The organism is Arthrobacter sp. UYCo732 (assembly GCF_040547265.1).
Classification (GTDB): Bacteria; Actinomycetota; Actinomycetes; order Actinomycetales; family Micrococcaceae; genus Arthrobacter.
Genome location: NZ_JBEPPJ010000001.1, coordinates 415059 through 429496, shown reverse-complemented (window position 1 = coordinate 429496; position 14438 = coordinate 415059). Strand labels below are relative to the sequence as shown.

At 65.2% G+C, this 14438-nt stretch carries 15 protein-coding genes and 3 tRNA genes; 7 read left to right on the top strand and 11 right to left on the bottom strand.

Annotation, left to right across the window (positions count from 1 at the left end; genetic code table 11):
• Positions 1-6: 6 nt before the first annotated feature.
• Positions 7-81: transfer RNA gene (locus tag ABIB45_RS02020), tRNA-Pro, on the bottom strand.
• A gap of 147 nt (positions 82-228) precedes the next feature.
• On the opposite strand from ABIB45_RS02020, the gene ABIB45_RS02015 reads away from it, so the two are divergent.
• Positions 229-299, top strand: a tRNA-Gly gene (locus ABIB45_RS02015).
• Between the two features lie 85 nt (positions 300-384).
• Here the strand turns inward: ABIB45_RS02015 and ABIB45_RS02010 are convergent.
• The 3 genes from ABIB45_RS02010 to ABIB45_RS02000 all read right to left on the bottom strand — a co-directional run bounded on the left by ABIB45_RS02010 (position 385) and on the right by ABIB45_RS02000 (position 2851).
• The gene (locus tag ABIB45_RS02010; protein WP_354214240.1) at positions 385-1272 is read right to left on the bottom strand and encodes an Fpg/Nei family DNA glycosylase; all 888 of its coding nucleotides are present in this window, start codon (positions 1270-1272) and stop codon (positions 385-387) included.
• A complete protein-coding gene (locus tag ABIB45_RS02005) occupies positions 1272-1766 on the bottom strand; it encodes a ribose-5-phosphate isomerase (protein WP_354214239.1) in 495 nt (164 codons plus the stop codon). The genes ABIB45_RS02010 and ABIB45_RS02005 overlap by 1 nt, the downstream gene beginning before the upstream one ends.
• A gap of 74 nt (positions 1767-1840) precedes the next feature.
• Positions 1841-2851 carry a hypothetical protein gene (locus ABIB45_RS02000; RefSeq protein WP_354214238.1) on the bottom strand — a complete coding sequence of 337 codons (1011 nt, stop codon included), beginning with the start codon at positions 2849-2851 and terminating at the stop codon, positions 1841-1843.
• A 109-nt stretch (positions 2852-2960) separates the two neighbouring features.
• Here ABIB45_RS02000 and pepN point away from each other — a divergent pair, with 109 nt between their 5' ends.
• Together pepN and ABIB45_RS01990 are read left to right on the top strand one after the other, a co-directional pair.
• Entirely contained in the window at positions 2961-5528 is a 2568-nt protein-coding gene (gene pepN / locus ABIB45_RS01995; protein ID WP_354214237.1) for an aminopeptidase N, read from the top strand.
• Between the two features lie 9 nt (positions 5529-5537).
• Entirely contained in the window at positions 5538-6020 is a 483-nt protein-coding gene (locus ABIB45_RS01990) for an OsmC family protein (protein WP_354214236.1), read from the top strand.
• Here ABIB45_RS01990 and ABIB45_RS01985 read toward each other — a convergent pair whose 3' ends face one another.
• Positions 6021-6662 carry a Rossmann-fold NAD(P)-binding domain-containing protein gene (locus tag ABIB45_RS01985; RefSeq protein ID WP_354214235.1) on the bottom strand — a complete coding sequence of 214 codons (642 nt, stop codon included), beginning with the start codon at positions 6660-6662 and terminating at the stop codon, positions 6021-6023. It abuts the gene before it with no gap.
• Between the two features lie 118 nt (positions 6663-6780).
• Here ABIB45_RS01985 and ABIB45_RS01980 point away from each other — a divergent pair, with 118 nt between their 5' ends.
• Together ABIB45_RS01980 and ABIB45_RS01975 are read left to right on the top strand one after the other, a co-directional pair.
• A complete protein-coding gene (locus tag ABIB45_RS01980) occupies positions 6781-7464 on the top strand; it encodes a mechanosensitive ion channel family protein (protein WP_354214234.1) in 684 nt (227 codons plus the stop codon).
• 4 nt (positions 7465-7468) lie between these two features.
• Complete coding sequence (locus tag ABIB45_RS01975; protein ID WP_354214233.1) at positions 7469-7921, top strand: globin; 453 nt, start codon at positions 7469-7471, stop codon at positions 7919-7921.
• Here ABIB45_RS01975 and ABIB45_RS01970 read toward each other — a convergent pair.
• Positions 7918-8574, bottom strand: coding sequence for a DUF8185 domain-containing protein (locus ABIB45_RS01970; RefSeq protein WP_354214232.1), 657 nt, complete (start codon positions 8572-8574; stop codon positions 7918-7920). The two genes, ABIB45_RS01975 and ABIB45_RS01970, sit on opposite strands and share 4 nt — an antisense overlap.
• A 63-nt stretch (positions 8575-8637) precedes the next feature.
• Between ABIB45_RS01970 and ABIB45_RS01965 the strand changes: the two genes are divergently transcribed.
• A complete protein-coding gene (locus ABIB45_RS01965) occupies positions 8638-9618 on the top strand; it encodes an acyl-CoA thioesterase (protein WP_354214231.1) in 981 nt (326 codons plus the stop codon).
• A 185-nt stretch (positions 9619-9803) separates the two neighbouring features.
• On the opposite strand, the gene ettA is transcribed toward ABIB45_RS01965, so the two are convergent.
• The 3 genes from ettA to ABIB45_RS01950 form a co-directional block, all read right to left on the bottom strand.
• On the bottom strand, positions 9804-11486 hold the full coding sequence (gene ettA / locus ABIB45_RS01960; protein ID WP_354214230.1) for an energy-dependent translational throttle protein EttA: 1683 nt from the start codon (positions 11484-11486) through the stop codon (positions 9804-9806).
• Positions 11487-11532: 46 nt separating this feature from the next.
• Complete coding sequence (locus tag ABIB45_RS01955; RefSeq protein ID WP_354214229.1) at positions 11533-12150, bottom strand: DUF6993 domain-containing protein; 618 nt, start codon at positions 12148-12150, stop codon at positions 11533-11535.
• Positions 12151-12258: 108 nt separating this feature from the next.
• On the bottom strand, positions 12259-12798 hold the full coding sequence (locus tag ABIB45_RS01950) for a single-stranded DNA-binding protein (RefSeq protein ID WP_354214228.1): 540 nt from the start codon (positions 12796-12798) through the stop codon (positions 12259-12261).
• Between the two features lie 210 nt (positions 12799-13008).
• Between ABIB45_RS01950 and ABIB45_RS01945 the strand changes: the two genes are divergently transcribed.
• Positions 13009-13084: transfer RNA gene (locus ABIB45_RS01945), tRNA-Arg, on the top strand.
• Positions 13085-13217: 133 nt separating this feature from the next.
• Here ABIB45_RS01945 and ABIB45_RS01940 read toward each other — a convergent pair.
• Together ABIB45_RS01940 and ABIB45_RS01935 are read right to left on the bottom strand one after the other, a co-directional pair.
• A complete protein-coding gene (locus ABIB45_RS01940; RefSeq protein ID WP_354214419.1) occupies positions 13218-14003 on the bottom strand; it encodes a sugar phosphate isomerase/epimerase family protein in 786 nt (261 codons plus the stop codon).
• 138 nt (positions 14004-14141) lie between these two features.
• Positions 14142-14414: a hypothetical protein gene (locus ABIB45_RS01935; RefSeq protein ID WP_354214227.1), complete on the bottom strand. Its 273-nt coding sequence runs from the start codon at positions 14412-14414 to the stop codon at positions 14142-14144.
• Between the last annotated feature and the right edge of the window lie 24 nt (positions 14415-14438).

Sequence of the window (14438 nt, the reverse complement as noted above, 5' to 3'; positions counted from 1 at the left end):
GCAGAGTCGGGGTGACAGGATTTGAACCTGCGACTTCCTGCTCCCAAAGCAGGTGCTCTAGCCAAGCTGAGCTACACCCCGTAAGTGCACAGGCAAGTCTACGGTGATTTTGGCCGGGATTGCACATTTGACACGTGGGCCATGAATTAGGTTTAGTTGTATCCGGCTTCAACAGCCAGCCCGAAGAAACGCAGTCAGCCAAGCATTACGGCGAAGCTGTATTTTTCCGGGGACGTAGCTTAATGGTAAAGCCTCAGTCTTCCAAACTGATTACGCGGGTTCGATTCCCGTCGTCCCCTCTGGATGCATAGCAAGGAAGCAGGGCCCCTCATCGAGGGGCCCTGCTTCCTTGGTTGGCTGTCTTTTTGGTTACTGCCGGCAGGGTTACTGCTGGCAGCCAGGACACCAGTAGAGTTTGCGGCCCACCAACTCGGTGATGGCCACCGGAGTGCCACAGACCCGGCACGGGAGCCCTTCCCGCTTGTACACGTAATGTGCGTCGTCAGCGGAGGGAAGCACAGCACCTTCCTCCCAACAGGCCGCCGGCGTGGTAATAATCCGCCCGTCGCGGACGCCGTCGGCCATTACGTCGGCGGTGTCGCCCCACAGGAGTCCGGCAGCGACAGCCGACAGGGCATTGCCCGGCAGCCACGGGTCCAGTCTTTGGCGGAAAAGCACTTCGGCCCGGTAGACGTTGCCGACGCCGGCAATCACCTTCTGGTCCATCAGCAGCGCTGCGATGGGCGTCTTCCGGGACGACAGTCCCGTCACAAAGCGGGCCCTGTCCCCCGGCTGGTTCCGCAGCGGGTCGGGACCGAGCCGGGCCAGGACGGCACGCACCTCGGCCTCGGTAATGGCAGCACAGGTGGTGGCACCGCGCAGGTCAGCCCAGCCGTGGCGGCTCACGAGCCGAACACGGACGGCCCCACGAGGCTCAGGCGGACCCGAATACTCGGGGTCATCGTCGTCCTGAAAGACTTCGCGCTCCCCGATCTTCCGCGGTGCGCCGATGCTGGAGGCCCCGCGGAACGTGGCGTCGCCGCCGAAGTCCCAGGCCCCGTAGAGCCCCAGGTGGACGTGCAGCACGACGGCGTGGTCAAAGTGCAGGAAGAGGTGCTTGCCGTGGGCGCGCGAGTCCGTCAGCACCTGGCCGTCCAACAGCGCGGCGCCGGCGGCGAACCTGCCTTGGGGGCTGCTGACGGACAGTGATTCTCCCGTAAAGACGTCGCCGAACTGCTGTGCGAGGCGGCGAACCGAATGCCCTTCAGGCACTACTCGATGACCTCGCCGGTGGCTTCGTAAGCGGCAATCTTGCCGATGCGGCGGACGTGCCGCTCGTCGTTGCTGAATGGTTCGGCGAGGAAGGCTTCGATCAGTTCGGTTGCTTCCTCAACCGTGTGCTGCCGCCCGCCCACAGCCACTACATTGGCATCGTTGTGTTCGCGGGCCAGCGTGGCGGTGGAGTGGTTCCAGGCCAGGGCTGCCCGAACACCCTTCACCTTGTTGGCCGCGATCTGTTCGCCGTTGCCGGAGCCGCCCAGGACGATGCCCAAAGCATGCACGCCTGCCTGCTGGTCTGCCACCACGGCGAGCGCTGCATTGATGCAAAAGGAGGGGTAGTCGTCCAGCGCGTCGTACTCTCGGGGACCGTGGTCCACAATGTCGTAGCCCTTGGCCGTGAGGTGGTTGACCAGATGGGCGCTGAGTTCCATGCCTGCGTGGTCGGTGGCAATGTGTACCCGCGGGAAGGCAGGGGAAGAAGTCACAGCAGTATCCGTTCGTTTCGGCGCGCCCAGCGGTGCTGGTTCAGGCCAGGGTCAGAGCAACACGGACAAGGATACTAGGACTCCGTGCCGCCTGCGCCTGAGGCACCCCCGTGCGCCCTCGCCGCGACGCGGGTCAGCACGTCAGCTAGCCGCGCCGCCGTCGCAGCACTGCCGCCGCTGACGGCCACGTTGCGGCCGTCCGTTTTGCGGACGACGACGGCGGGGCCGCTGGTGACCAGCATCGCGGCGGTGCCGCCGTGGTTCCGGTAGCCCCACCCGCCGTAGTCGGCGGCGCGTACGTCCGCGGCGCTGACAGTGGAAATCGCAGCGGCCGGAACATCCAGGATCGGCAACACGCCGGCCAACAGCACACGCAAGCCCCGGCGGTCGGCCTTGACCCGGGCGAAGAGAAACCCGGCGGCCACAGCCGCAACGGCCGCCACCAAGGCACCAAGCCACGGCAGCGCCACGGCAATCAGCGCCGCCGGAAAGAGGCTGGCTACAGCGATCATGACAAAAACAGAACTGCGGGCATGCACCCAGAGGCGATAGGTGTCCTTGGTCAGTTCGGGATCCAGCTCGCGGGCCAGGGCGAGCTCCAGGGCCTGGTCATCCTCGGGCGACCATTGGCTGTCAGCCTTGAACACAAACCCCATGATGACTCCGAGAGACAACGCCGCTCCGCTTCCAACCGCGAGTACGATCATGTCCACATGTGACTCCCGGGCATCGCTGAGCCCGGTCTGGCCTACCAGTCCAGCCGCCAGGACAGCAGTGATGAACAGGCTCAGGGACAGTCCTGCGCCCATCATGATCCGCCGCATCACGGTGGGGCGGGACAGCGGCACCGCCTGGGACAGCACCAGGCAGCCGGCTGCGATAATGAGCAACGCTCCGCCCCACGTATAGGCACCGAACGGGGCAAAGGACGCGCCGCCGTCGGCCGTCCAGCTGATCGCCACGGGGTCCGGAAGATCAGCCCGCAGCAAAAAGGCGCTGAACACAAACGCCGCCGCCAGGACCACCGGAAAACCCACCGCGAACCGCAGCGCCCTGGCATCCACCGAATCCCGGATCTTTCCCATGCATTAACGCTACCCCCGCCGGCGGCCGTGACAGAATGACTTCACTGTGCCGGTGCGGGCCCCCGCCCGCCGGCAACCGATACCCCTTCTGGAGGCCCTCTTGCCAGGTATGAACCTGACTCGCGACGAAGCCCGCGAGCGTGCCGAACTGATCAATGTTGACTCCTACGATGTCAGTCTGGACCTCACCCGCGGCGCGAAGGTCTTCGGGACCACCACCACGGTGAAGTTCACGGGAGTGCCGGGCTCCTCGACGTTCATCGACGCCGTCACCCACACCGTGCACAGCGTCACGCTCAACGGGCGCCCCCTGGATCCGAAGTCTGTGGCCGACGGCGTCCGCATTCAGTTGCCGGACCTGGCGGACTCCAACGAGCTCACAGTGGTGGCGGACGCACCCTACATGAACACCGGCGAAGGACTCCACCGGTTCGTCGATCCTGTGGACAACGAGGTTTACCTGTACACCCAGTTCGAAGTGCCCGACTCCCGGCGCATGTTCGCGGTGTTTGAGCAGCCGGACCTCAAGGGCACCTTCGCGTTCACCGTTACGGCGCCGTCGCATTGGGACATTATCTCCAACTCCCCCACCCCCGCACGGGTGGAAGCCGCTCCCGCGGACGACGGCAGCGCCCACTCCGTCTGGACGTTCGCCCCCACCCCGCGGCTCTCCTCCTACGTCACGGCCTTGATCGCCGGACCGTACCAGTCGGTCCGGAGCGAGGTGGCCAGCTCCGACGGCCGCGTGATCCCGCTGGGCGTGTTCGCCAGGAAATCACTGATGCAGTACCTCGATGCGGACAATATTTTCGACCTGACCCGCCAGGGCTTCGAATTCTTCGAGGCGCAGTTCGGCTTCGCTTATCCGTTCGAAAAGTACGACCAGCTGTTTGTGCCGGAGTTCAATGCCGGCGCCATGGAAAACGCCGGCGCAGTGACCATCCTGGAAGGCTACGTTTTCCGCAGCAAGGTCACCGGGGCGCAGATCGAACGCCGTGCCATCACTGTGCTGCACGAACTCGCCCACATGTGGTTCGGCGACCTGGTGACCATGCGCTGGTGGAACGACCTCTGGCTTAATGAGTCCTTCGCCGAATACATGTCCCACCTCGCGGCGGTGGAAAACACGTCCTTCACCAGCGCCTGGACCACCTTCGCGTCGGTGGAGAAGTCCTGGGCCTACCGCCAGGACCAGCTGCCCAACACCCACCCGATCTTCGCCGAGATCAATGACCTCCAGGATGTGGAGGTCAATTTCGACGGCATCACCTACGCCAAGGGCGCCTCGGTGCTGCGCCAGCTCGTGGCCTGGGTGGGGCCGGAGCAGTTCATGGCCGGCGTCCGCGAATACTTCGCCAAGCACGCCTGGCAAAACACCGAGCTCAGCGACTTGATGGTGGAACTCGAAAAGGCCAGCGGGCGCGACCTCGACCAGTGGGGCCGGCTCTGGCTGGAGACCGCCGGCGTCAATACACTCAAGCCCGAGCTGGAGGTGGACGCGGCCGGGAACCTAACCGCCTTCAGCATCGTCCAGTCCGCCGTGGCGGAATGGCCCACCCTCCGTCCGCACCGGCTGGCCGTCGGGTTCTACAACCTGAACAGTGCCGGCAAACTGGAACGCGTGCACCGTGAGGAGCTCGACGTCGACGGCGAGCGCACGGAGGTGCCCGCACTGGCGGGGCTCGCGCAGCCGGACCTGATCTTGGTAAACGATGACGACCTCGCCTACGCCAAGGTCAGGCTGGACGCGAAGTCCCTGGCCACGGCCACGGCACACCTGAAGGATTTCAGCGAGAGCCTGCCCCGCACCCTGGTGTGGAACTCCGCGTGGGACGCGGCGCGCGACGGCGAGACCCCCGCACGCCGGTACTTGGAGCTGATCCTGGCCAACGTGGCTGCCGAATCGGATTCCGCGGTGATCATGATCCAGCTGCGCCAACTGGCCACCACGTTGAACTTCTACGTCGCCGGGGAGCACCGCCAGGCCACCACCGTCGCGGCCGCGGACACCCTGTGGGACCTGGCCAGCGCAGCATCGGGCGGCTCTGACGCCCAGCTGCAGTTTGTGAAGTCCTTCGCACTCCTAACAGGCAGTTCCGGCCAGCTGGACACTGTGGCCGGTCTTCTGGACGGCTCCGTTGAGCTGGACGGGCTCACCGTGGACCAGGACCTGCGCTGGGAACTGCTCGCGTCGCTGGTGGCCGGCGGGCGTTTGGGCCAGGAGCAGATCGATGCCGAACTGGAGCGGGACAACACAGCCAGCGGGCAGAACGCTGCCGCCCTGGCCCAGGCGGCGATCCCCACCCCCGAGGCCAAGGCTGCCGCCTGGAAGTCGATCGTGGTCACGGGTGAGCTCTCCAATGCCCTGCAGGGTTCGGCAGTCACCGGCTTTATGCGTGTGCAGGACCGTACGCTCCTGGAGCCCTACATGGAAAAGTACTTCGAGGCCGTTCCGGGGATCGTGGCGAACCGCACCCACGCACTCGCCCAGCAGATCGTCGTCGGGCTTTACCCGGCGCTGCTTACGACGCAGGCCACCGTTGACCGGACGGACACCTTCCTGGCCGGACTCCCGGCGGACAGTGCAGCCCTGCGGCGCATGATGCTGGAAAACCGCGACGGCGTGGCGCGGGCCCTGCGGGCCCGTGCGGCGGACGTCCTTCCGGGCGACGTTTAGGCGGGCGGCATGAGCCTGGGCGAGCACCACTATTCGCTGACCGTGCAGTGGACCGGCAACCTGGGTGAGGGGACGGGGTCATACCGCGGCTACTCGCGGGACCACGACATTGTGGTGCCCGGGCTGCCGGTCCTCAAGGGGTCAGCTGATCCGACGTTCCATGGGGACCGGGAACGCCTCAACCCGGAGCAGTTGCTCCTGGCCGCGCTCGCCCAATGCCACATGCTGTCCTTCCTGCACGTGGCTGTCAAGCACGGGGTGGTGGTTACTGACTATCAGGACGAGGCCACCGGTGTGATGCGCCTGAACCGGGACGGCAGTGGACAGTTCGAGTCCGTCACATTAAACCCGCGGGTGAACGTGGCGGACCCTGCCCACGTGGAGCTCGCAGAGCAGCTGCACCGGGAAGCCAACCAGGTCTGCTTCATCGCCCGGAGCGTAAATTTCCCCGTGCTGCATTCCCCGGTCACTGTGTCGGATGACCCCATCTAACTAGCAGGTAACGCACCCAAATCGTCCTTTGGGTGCGTTAAGTGCGAGCCAGTTGGGGTGGGCGGTGGGGTCAGGGGCTGCGAAGGAACTCCTCAGCCAGCCGGGCTTCTGTTGCCTGGTTGCTGCGGGTGCAGAACCCTTCGTAGCCCCTGGCAGCCACAGCGGGAGCGAATCCGGCCCGGACCAGTAGTCGATGCCGTACCCGCCGCGCCAGTCCGCCGGAGCGTGCAGCACCTCGCCCTGATATCCGGCCGACGTCCGCGACTCCTCGACGTAATCGCCGAAAGGCACCGGGTCCCCCACCGCGTTAAGCGCTTCGGCGTCGCCCGGCGTCGAATGGTCTGCGTAGACAGAGCAGCTGGACACAACGGTCCAGTGGCCGGCCCCGTGGGCAAGTGCTGCCAGCGCTTCGGTGGCAGGCACCGGATCCCGGGCCACGTCGATGACGGCATCCCAGTCTCTCACCACGTCCGCGTAACTGTTCGCGCCGAGTGAACGGTGGGATTTCACCCGCCGGGTACCGGCCGGCGGTTCCGCCGCGGAACCGCGGGCCAGGCAGGTGACCTTGTGCCCCGCCGCCACGGCCTGCCGGGCAATTTCCGACGAGAGGAAGGCGGTTCCGCCAAGGATCAGGATGCGCATGGGTACACTGCACGACGCTAGTGTTGAAGGAGAACAGAGCCCTATGCGCCGGTTGACCCCGCGCGTTGGCCTACGTTATCCCAGCCGCCGCCGGAGACCCCAAGGAGTTTCACCCTCTATGTTCAGCATGATGTCGATTGCCCCGTCCCTTACCGCCGAGCCCCACGGCGTCAGCGTGGCGGGCATCGTGATCAGTCTCGGTATCGGTGTCACGATATGGCTGGTGGCGACCTTCCTGATTTCCAGGATCAGCAGGCGGGTGGCGTCGGGCAGCAATTTCTTCAAGAAACCGCATTTCAAGTGGGTGGCCCCTGCCATCCGGGCACTCGACCATGAGCGCCGCGTGCAGCGGGCGGAAACCATCGGTTCATTGCTCAACAGCATTGTGGGCGTCCTGGTGGCCGTGATCACCACCATGTATGTCCTGCAGAACCTGGACATCAACATCGCCCCGCTGCTGACCAGCGTGGGAATCCTGGGTGTGGCCATTGGTTTCGGCGCCCAGCAGCTGATCCGTGACTTCCTCGCCGGCATCTTCATCACCATCGAGGACCAGTATGGGATCGGCGATGTCATCGAAACCAGCGAGGTAGTGGGTGTAGTCGAGTCCATGGGACTGCGCATCACCCGGGTCCGTTCCGAGGACGGCGCCATCTGGTACCTCCGCAACGGTGAGATCCTGCGCGTGGGCAACCGTTCGCAGGGAACGTACGTTCCCGTCCCGGCCTCTCCGGCCGACGAAACTGCTTTGCATGAGCCTGCCACCGAGGCCAGGAAGACTGAACAGAAGGCGGGAGAATAGAGCCATGACCATACCCGCCGAACCGCAACGGCCACGCCAGCTCATGCAGAACGATCCCTTCAGCCAGCCTGGCTATACCGACAATTTCTATGACGCCGTGGGCGGACACCCGACCTTCGTCAAACTGCTCGATGTGTTCTACGACGGCGTGGCGGCGGATCCGCTGTTGCGCCCGATGTACCCGGAAGAGGATCTTGGCCCCGCCAAGCGGCGCTTCCGGATGTTCCTGGAGCAGTACTGGGGCGGGCCCACCACTTATGGGGAGGAGCGCGGCCACCCGCGCCTGCGGATGCGCCACATGCCGTTCCGGGTCACTCAGGAAGCGAAGGAACGATGGCTGTTCCACATGCGGACGGCGGTGGACTCCCTGGCACTGCCGCCCCTTTATGATGGAACGCTCTGGGACTACATGGAGCGCGCCGCGCTGTCCATGGTGAACAGTCCGTCGGAAGCTTAAAGGCCGCTGCCGGTCCGCACCAGGACGTGCCCGCGGGGCCCGGTGAGGCGGAACCACCGGCCAGCCCGGTACAGCACCTGCTCGCCGTCTCCGAGGAATCCGAGCGTCAGGGCAGCGAACGCTGCTCCGGCCGGGAGCCCCGAGTCATCCAGGGCGCGGCCCCACACCGCGGCGCGCGCGTTGTTAACGATGAGTGCCCCCGGCTGGGAGGGAACAATGCCGGCCACTTCTGTGATGCCGGCTTCGGCGGTACGGCGCAGTTCTGCATCGGACAGCGCGCCGACCAGCTCCCAGCCCGTCCGCGGCGCGCCGACTCCAGTCCACGATTCGGTGACAGTGGACGGCGGAACCGGCAGTTCGACGTCGTCCTCCCCTGCTCTCGCCAGGCGGTCAAGGACGGCTGACAACGCGACGGTGGCGTCAATCGAAGAAGGCTCCGCAAGCCCGATGGTCCGCAGGCCCAGGATGGTGGGTGTGGATTCGCCCAACAGCCGGGGGCGCAGGACACACACGTAGGCCGCTAACACGGAACCGGAAGCCTGGAGCCGGATGGCGCCGTCGTCGATTGCTTTGGCGCGCGTAGCGAACGTGCGCAGATCGGCGAGATCACGCGGATCTGCGAAGCGGAAGGACTCGGTGAGTAGATCAGACACACTAAGAACACTACCGGCTGCGCCTTGGTTGAGCGGTGCCGGGGCTGCGTCTAGAGTCGAACCATGACTGAAGCCGAAACCGGACTGCTGGCGCCGCCCAGCGGCGACCCCACCTCAACGCTCATCCAGCTCCTCGACCTGGGCGAGCTGGAAGGCGCCAGGACGGATGAAGACATCTTCCTCGGCCCGTCACAGCGGCAGCCCCGCCAGCGCGTGTTCGGCGGCCAGGTACTGGCGCAGTCACTGGTCGCTTCGATGCGGACCGTGGACCCGGAACGCTTTGTCCATTCCATGCATGGCTACTTCCTGCGGCCCGGCGATGCCAACAAGCCCATCACGTTCGGGGTCCAGCGGTTGCGGGACGGCCGGTCCTTTTCTGCACGGCGTGTCCACGCCTACCAGGAAGGCGTGCCGATCCTGTCGATGATCGCGTCGTTCCAGGATCCGGACGAAGGCCCCGACCACGAGTCCCGGATGCCTGCCGGGATTCCCGACCCTGAGTCGCTGCCCAGTACCGCCGAACTGCTGGGTAAATTCGACCACCCCATCGCACAGCACTGGGCCTATGAGCGGCCCTTTGATATCCGTCACGTGGACCCGCCCATCTATGTCTCCGCCAAGCGGAAACAGGAAGCCAGGAACGCTGTCTGGATGAAGACCCTCGGGCCCATGCCGGACGATGCGAACGTGCACCGGGCCGCCCTGGCCTACGCGAGCGACTACACCCTGCTGGAATCCATCCTGCGCCGCCACGGGTTGAGCTGGATCACCCCCGGCATGAGCGTCGCCAGCCTGGACCACGCCATGTGGTGGCACCGGCCGGCCCGCGTGGATGAGTGGCTGCTCTACGTCCAGGAATCCCCCAGCGCCCAGGGCGCCCGCGGCCTCGCCACCGGGAAGATCTTCAACCAGGCTGGGCAGCACGTCGCCTCCGTTGCCCAGGAAGGGATGATCCGCGTTCCTTCCGATTTGAAGAACAAAGTGGTGGGTGCGGTCCAGTCCAAACTCCTGCAGCACCAGATCCGCAAGGCCGTGCGGGACTGAATCTTCCGCACAACCGACCCGCTCAGGACTGAATCACCCCAATCGCTGCTCTATCCCAGGCAGCAGAAAGGCCGGCACCCCCCTTCCGTCGAAGCTAGGGGCGCCGGCCTTTCTTTGGCGCTTACCCAGCCGAGGCTGGAGCGGTCAGGGCTGCTTCAGTTGCGGCTGGATCAGTCGCGGCTGGATCAGTCGCGCGTGAGGCGGCGGTGCGTGACACGGTGCGGCTTGGCCGCATCGGGGCCGAGCCGCTCGACCTTGTTCTCCTCGTAGGATTCGAAGTTGCCCTCGAACCAGTACCACTTGGAGGGGTTCTCCTCGTCACCTTCATAGGCCAGGATGTGGGTGGCCACCCGGTCCAGGAACCAGCGGTCGTGCGACACCACTACGGCGCAGCCCGGGAACTCCAGCAAGGCGTTCTCGAGGCTGCTGAGCGTTTCGACGTCGAGGTCGTTAGTGGGTTCGTCAAGGAGCAACAGATTTCCGCCCTGCTTGAGGGTCAGCGCAAGGTTCAGTCGGTTGCGCTCACCACCGGAGAGCACCCCGGCCTTCTTCTGCTGGTCCGGGCCCTTGAAGCCGAAGGCGGCAACGTAGGCGCGGGACGGCATTTCCACGTGGCCAACCTGGATGTAGTCCAGGCCGTCGGAAACAACTTCCCACAGCGTCTTGTTTGGGTCGATGCCGCCGCGGCTCTGGTCCGCGTAAGAGATCTTGACCGAATCGCCGATCTTCAGCTCGCCGCCGTCGAGCGGTTCAAGGCCAACGATGGTCTTGAACAGGGTGGACTTGCCCACGCCGTTAGGACCAATGACGCCCACAATGCCGTTGCGCGGCAGCGTGAAGGACAGGCCGTCGATCAGTGTGCGGTCGTCGAAGCCCTTCTGCAGGTTCTTGGCCTCCAGGACCAGACCGCCCAGGCGCGGGCCCGGCGGAATCTGGATCTCTTCGAAGTCGAGCTTGCGGGTGCGGTCTGCCTCGGCAGCCATCTCCTCGTAGCGGGCCAGACGGGCCTTGGACTTGGTCTGGCGGCCCTTGGCGTTGGAGCGCACCCATTCGAGTTCCTCGGTCAGTCGCTTGGCCTGCTTGGCGTCCTTCTTACCCTGGACTTCAAGCCGCGCACGCTTCTTCTCCAGGTACGTGGAGTAGTTGCCCTCGTAGGGGTAGAGGTGGCCGCGGTCAACCTCCGCGATCCATTCCGCAACGTGGTCAAGGAAGTACCGGTCGTGGGTGACGGCCAGGACTGCGCCGGCGTAGCTGGAGAGGTGCTGTTCCAGCCACAGAACGCTCTCGGCGTCCAGGTGGTTGGTGGGCTCGTCCAGGAGCAGGAGGTCCGGCTTCTGCAGCAGGAGCTTGCAGAGCGCCACGCGGCGGCGCTCACCGCCGGAGAGGAGGGTCACGTCGGCGTCCGCCGGCGGGCAGCGAAGCGCGTCCATGGCCTGCTCCAGCTGGGAGTCGAGGTCCCAGGCGTCCGCAGCGTCAATGGCTTCCTGCAGCTGGCCCATTTCTTCGAGCAGCGTGTCATAGTCAGCGTCAGGGCTGGCCATTTCCTCGGAGATCTCGTTGAAGCGCTGGATCTTGCCGTAGATCTCGCCGACACCTTCCTGGACGTTGCCCAGAACGGTCTTTTCCTCGTTCAGCGGCGGTTCCTGCAGCAGGATGCCCACGGTGTAGCCGGGGCTGAGCCGGGCCTCACCGTTGGACGGGGTGTCCAGGCCGGCCATGATCTTCAGAATGGTGGACTTACCGGCACCGTTGGGGCCAACAACACCAATTTTGGCGCCCGGGAAGAAGGACATGCTTACATCGTCAAGAATGAGTTTTTCGCCAACGGCCTTGCGGGCCTTGGTCATTGTGTAAATAAATTCCGCCATGGGTCCAAATCTAGTGGGTTGGCGGGCATAACTCACATTCGGGGCCCTAGACAGCTGCCCCGACGAAGCACTTACCGCTGGCCAGGACCGGAAGGACCGTGACCGTAACGCTGCCGTCACGGATATGGCCGAACACGCAGTCCGTGCCCTGCAGCACCGCGGACTCAATGGCATCGGCCGCCAGCCCGGTGGGCGTGCGGCTCGCCGATACCTCCAGGGTTGCCGGGGCGACTCCGGCGCCGGTGAGCGCCTCGGTCACCTGCGCTGTGGCCGGCTTGGGCGTTCCTGCCGCGAGCCGTGTCAGGGCATCCGTCACGGCCTGTTTCATCGCGGCGGTGGCGGGGGCCTCCGCCGACGTCCTCCCGGACGGCCCGGCCGTGCCGGACGTGGTGCCTGGCACGGCTGTGCCGGAGCCTGCGATGGCTGCGGTGCCTTGCCCGGCGGACTCAGCGGTGCCGGGCTGGGTGGCAGCCACGTCTGACGGAGCGCCGGCCGGCCCCGTCGCGGCCCGAGACCCGCCGGTGCAGGCCGCCAGCAACAGCGTTGCCAAGAGACCAGCAGCAATGTATGCCGGAACCCTGCCCAGCCCTGTTGCACGCTGCCGGGAAAGCGCCGGCCGGCTGGTGACGGGGATTGCCTGCCGGTGTTCGGTCGCGCGCTTCATGCCGCCATTCTGTCACGCGGCCAGGCCCGCAATGGAACTGCAGGGGTGCCGGCGGACCGCCGGCACCCCACCTGCGGATGGGCCGCGTGGTAACTGCCGTGTCCACGTTCAGACGGCGGAGTCGGCGAGCTCGCCTGTTTGACTGTCCACCGGGATGCAGTTGCCTACCCCATCCTCGAGGAAGACTGCTGCCGCCGCGGGATCTTCATCAGTATCCCCAGGGTCGCCCGGATCCCCGCCATCCTCGTCAGGATCGGTGGGTCCGCCGTCAGCGATGTGCTGGGGTCCGTTGTTGACTGTGCGGATGTAGTTGGCCGAACCCCACATGAGATCGTGGCCCACGGACTCAGCATCGACTTCGTGCGCGAAGTAAATTCGGCCCTCTTTCTCCCACGTCCGCAGCTTCAGCCGGCCCACCACGATGACGCGCTGACCCTTCTTGATGCTGCACCCCATGTTGCCCGCCAATTGGCGGTACCCCTGGACAGTGAACCAGTTGGTGTGGGTGTCCACCCATGTACTCGTTGTGCGGTCGAAGCGCCGGGCCGTTGACCCAAGGCGGAACGATGCAGTTCCCACACCCGTTGTGGTTGTGGAAGTTTTGATGTCGGTGGCAACGAAGCCCCGGAAAGTCATGTAGTCGCTCATTGTCTTGTCCTGTCTCGAAAGGTGGTGCCTAGCGGCAGAACCAGCTTCGCGCCACCGCCGACGGACTGCGAGGGGTGACTTTGCCTATGTGCACAACCCTGCTGTGAACCCGCCTGTGGAGGACAAGTGCCGGCCGCACGCGACCGGTGACGCAGCCGCACGCGGGGATGTAAACTTTTCATGCGCCGGATTTTGGTCGTGGCGCCACGTGCCCCAGTAGCTCAGGGGATAGAGCAGCGGCCTTCTAATCCGCCGGTCGGGGGTTCGATTCCCTCCTGGGGCACCACCGTGATGAGTTGGAACATCCTGACGGATGCGTCGGACAAACAGGAACACCCCGGTCTTTGGACCGGGGTGTTCCTGTTTGTCCGTGCCATTCTTTTTGGGCTCAGAGGGCACTGCCTGCGCGCTGACTCGGGTCAGGCGAATGGCAACACGAGTTCCGCATACCGTGCCTTGACGGTCTCCAGGACGGAGTCGCCGTCGGTGTCCCAGATCTCCTGGTAGAAAATTCCCACCTCGATATCGCCTGTGAAGCCGGCCTCCCGGACCCAGGTGGTGATGGTGGCAAGGTCAATGACGCCGTCGCCTATGTAACCCCGGGACAGCAGCGAATCGGCTGCAACGGGCATGTTGAAATCGCAGACCTGGTACGAGGCAAGGCGCCCCTCCCGGCCCGCGCGTTCAATCTGTGCCTTCAGGTCCGGATCCCACCAGACGTGGAAGGTATCAACGGCGACGCCGACAGATTCCGCATCGAACGCCGCAGCGAGGTCCAACGCTTGCCCCAACGTGGACATCAGGGCGCGGTCAGCGGCGTGCATCGGATGCAGTGGCTCCAGCACCAGCCTGATGCAGTGTTCCGCAGCAAACGGGACCAGATCGGCAAGCCGGTCTGCCACGCGCCGGCGCGTTGCAACCACGTCCTTCTCCCCCGGCGCCAGGCCGCCGACCACCAGGAAAAGTTCGCTGGTGTCCAGCGCAGCGGCTTCGAGGATCGCGGCGCGGTTGTCGGCCAGGGCAGCGGCCTGCCCCTCGGCGTCGGCGGCTGTGAGGAATCCCCCACGGCACAGGGAAGAGACCCGGAGACCGGCGTCCTTGATCAGGCGCGCCGCCTTGTCCAGGCCGGCCTCCTCCACCCGGTCCCGACAAGGAACGTGCACCACGCCCGCGGTGACGCCGGCTTCCTTGCCGATGCGGGCCAGTTCGATGGCCTCTTCGAGGGTTTCCGCTGGGGCTTCTCCGTGAAGATGTGCTTACCGGCCAGCATCGCTTTCCGGAGCGTGGCGGCACGGAGGCGGGTCATGGAGGCATCGAAGATGATGTCAACGGTAGGTCATTGATCACGGAGTCCAGGTAGTGGTCCACTCGGACACCTTGTGCAGTTCTGCCAGTTCGCGGATCTTGGCTTCATTGCGGCCCACCAGAATCGGCTCGACCTGGACTTTGGTGCCGTCCGCCAGCGTGAAGCCACCGGCATCGCGGATGGGAAAGATGGAACGCAGCAGGTGCTGGCGGTAGCCCATCCGGCCGGTGATGCCGTTCATGGCGATGCCGATCGTCTTATTTTCGAAGCCTGTGTGTCCTCCACGGTAAGTGAGCGTTGTATTACTCAAGCCGAGCCGGGAAAGCGCATTCCC

What these genes read in the sequence shown, in the direction of transcription:
- ABIB45_RS02000 (WP_354214238.1), bottom strand. Translation starts at nt 2,851, where the DNA reads ATGGGAAAGATCCGGGATTCGGTGGATGCCAGGGCGCTGCGGTTCGCG.
- ABIB45_RS01975 (WP_354214233.1), top strand. Translation starts at nt 7,469, where the DNA reads ATGACCATACCCGCCGAACCGCAACGGCCACGCCAGCTCATGCAGAAC.
- ABIB45_RS01980 (WP_354214234.1), top strand. Translation starts at nt 6,781, where the DNA reads ATGTTCAGCATGATGTCGATTGCCCCGTCCCTTACCGCCGAGCCCCAC.
- ABIB45_RS01990 (WP_354214236.1), top strand. Translation starts at nt 5,538, where the DNA reads ATGAGCCTGGGCGAGCACCACTATTCGCTGACCGTGCAGTGGACCGGC.
- ABIB45_RS01965 (WP_354214231.1), top strand. Translation starts at nt 8,638, where the DNA reads ATGACTGAAGCCGAAACCGGACTGCTGGCGCCGCCCAGCGGCGACCCC.
- ABIB45_RS01985 (WP_354214235.1), bottom strand. Translation starts at nt 6,662, where the DNA reads ATGCGCATCCTGATCCTTGGCGGAACCGCCTTCCTCTCGTCGGAAATT.
- ABIB45_RS01950 (WP_354214228.1), bottom strand. Translation starts at nt 12,798, where the DNA reads ATGAGCGACTACATGACTTTCCGGGGCTTCGTTGCCACCGACATCAAA.
- ABIB45_RS01955 (WP_354214229.1), bottom strand. Translation starts at nt 12,150, where the DNA reads ATGAAGCGCGCGACCGAACACCGGCAGGCAATCCCCGTCACCAGCCGG.
- ettA (WP_354214230.1), bottom strand. Translation starts at nt 11,486, where the DNA reads ATGGCGGAATTTATTTACACAATGACCAAGGCCCGCAAGGCCGTTGGC.
- pepN (WP_354214237.1), top strand. Translation starts at nt 2,961, where the DNA reads ATGAACCTGACTCGCGACGAAGCCCGCGAGCGTGCCGAACTGATCAAT.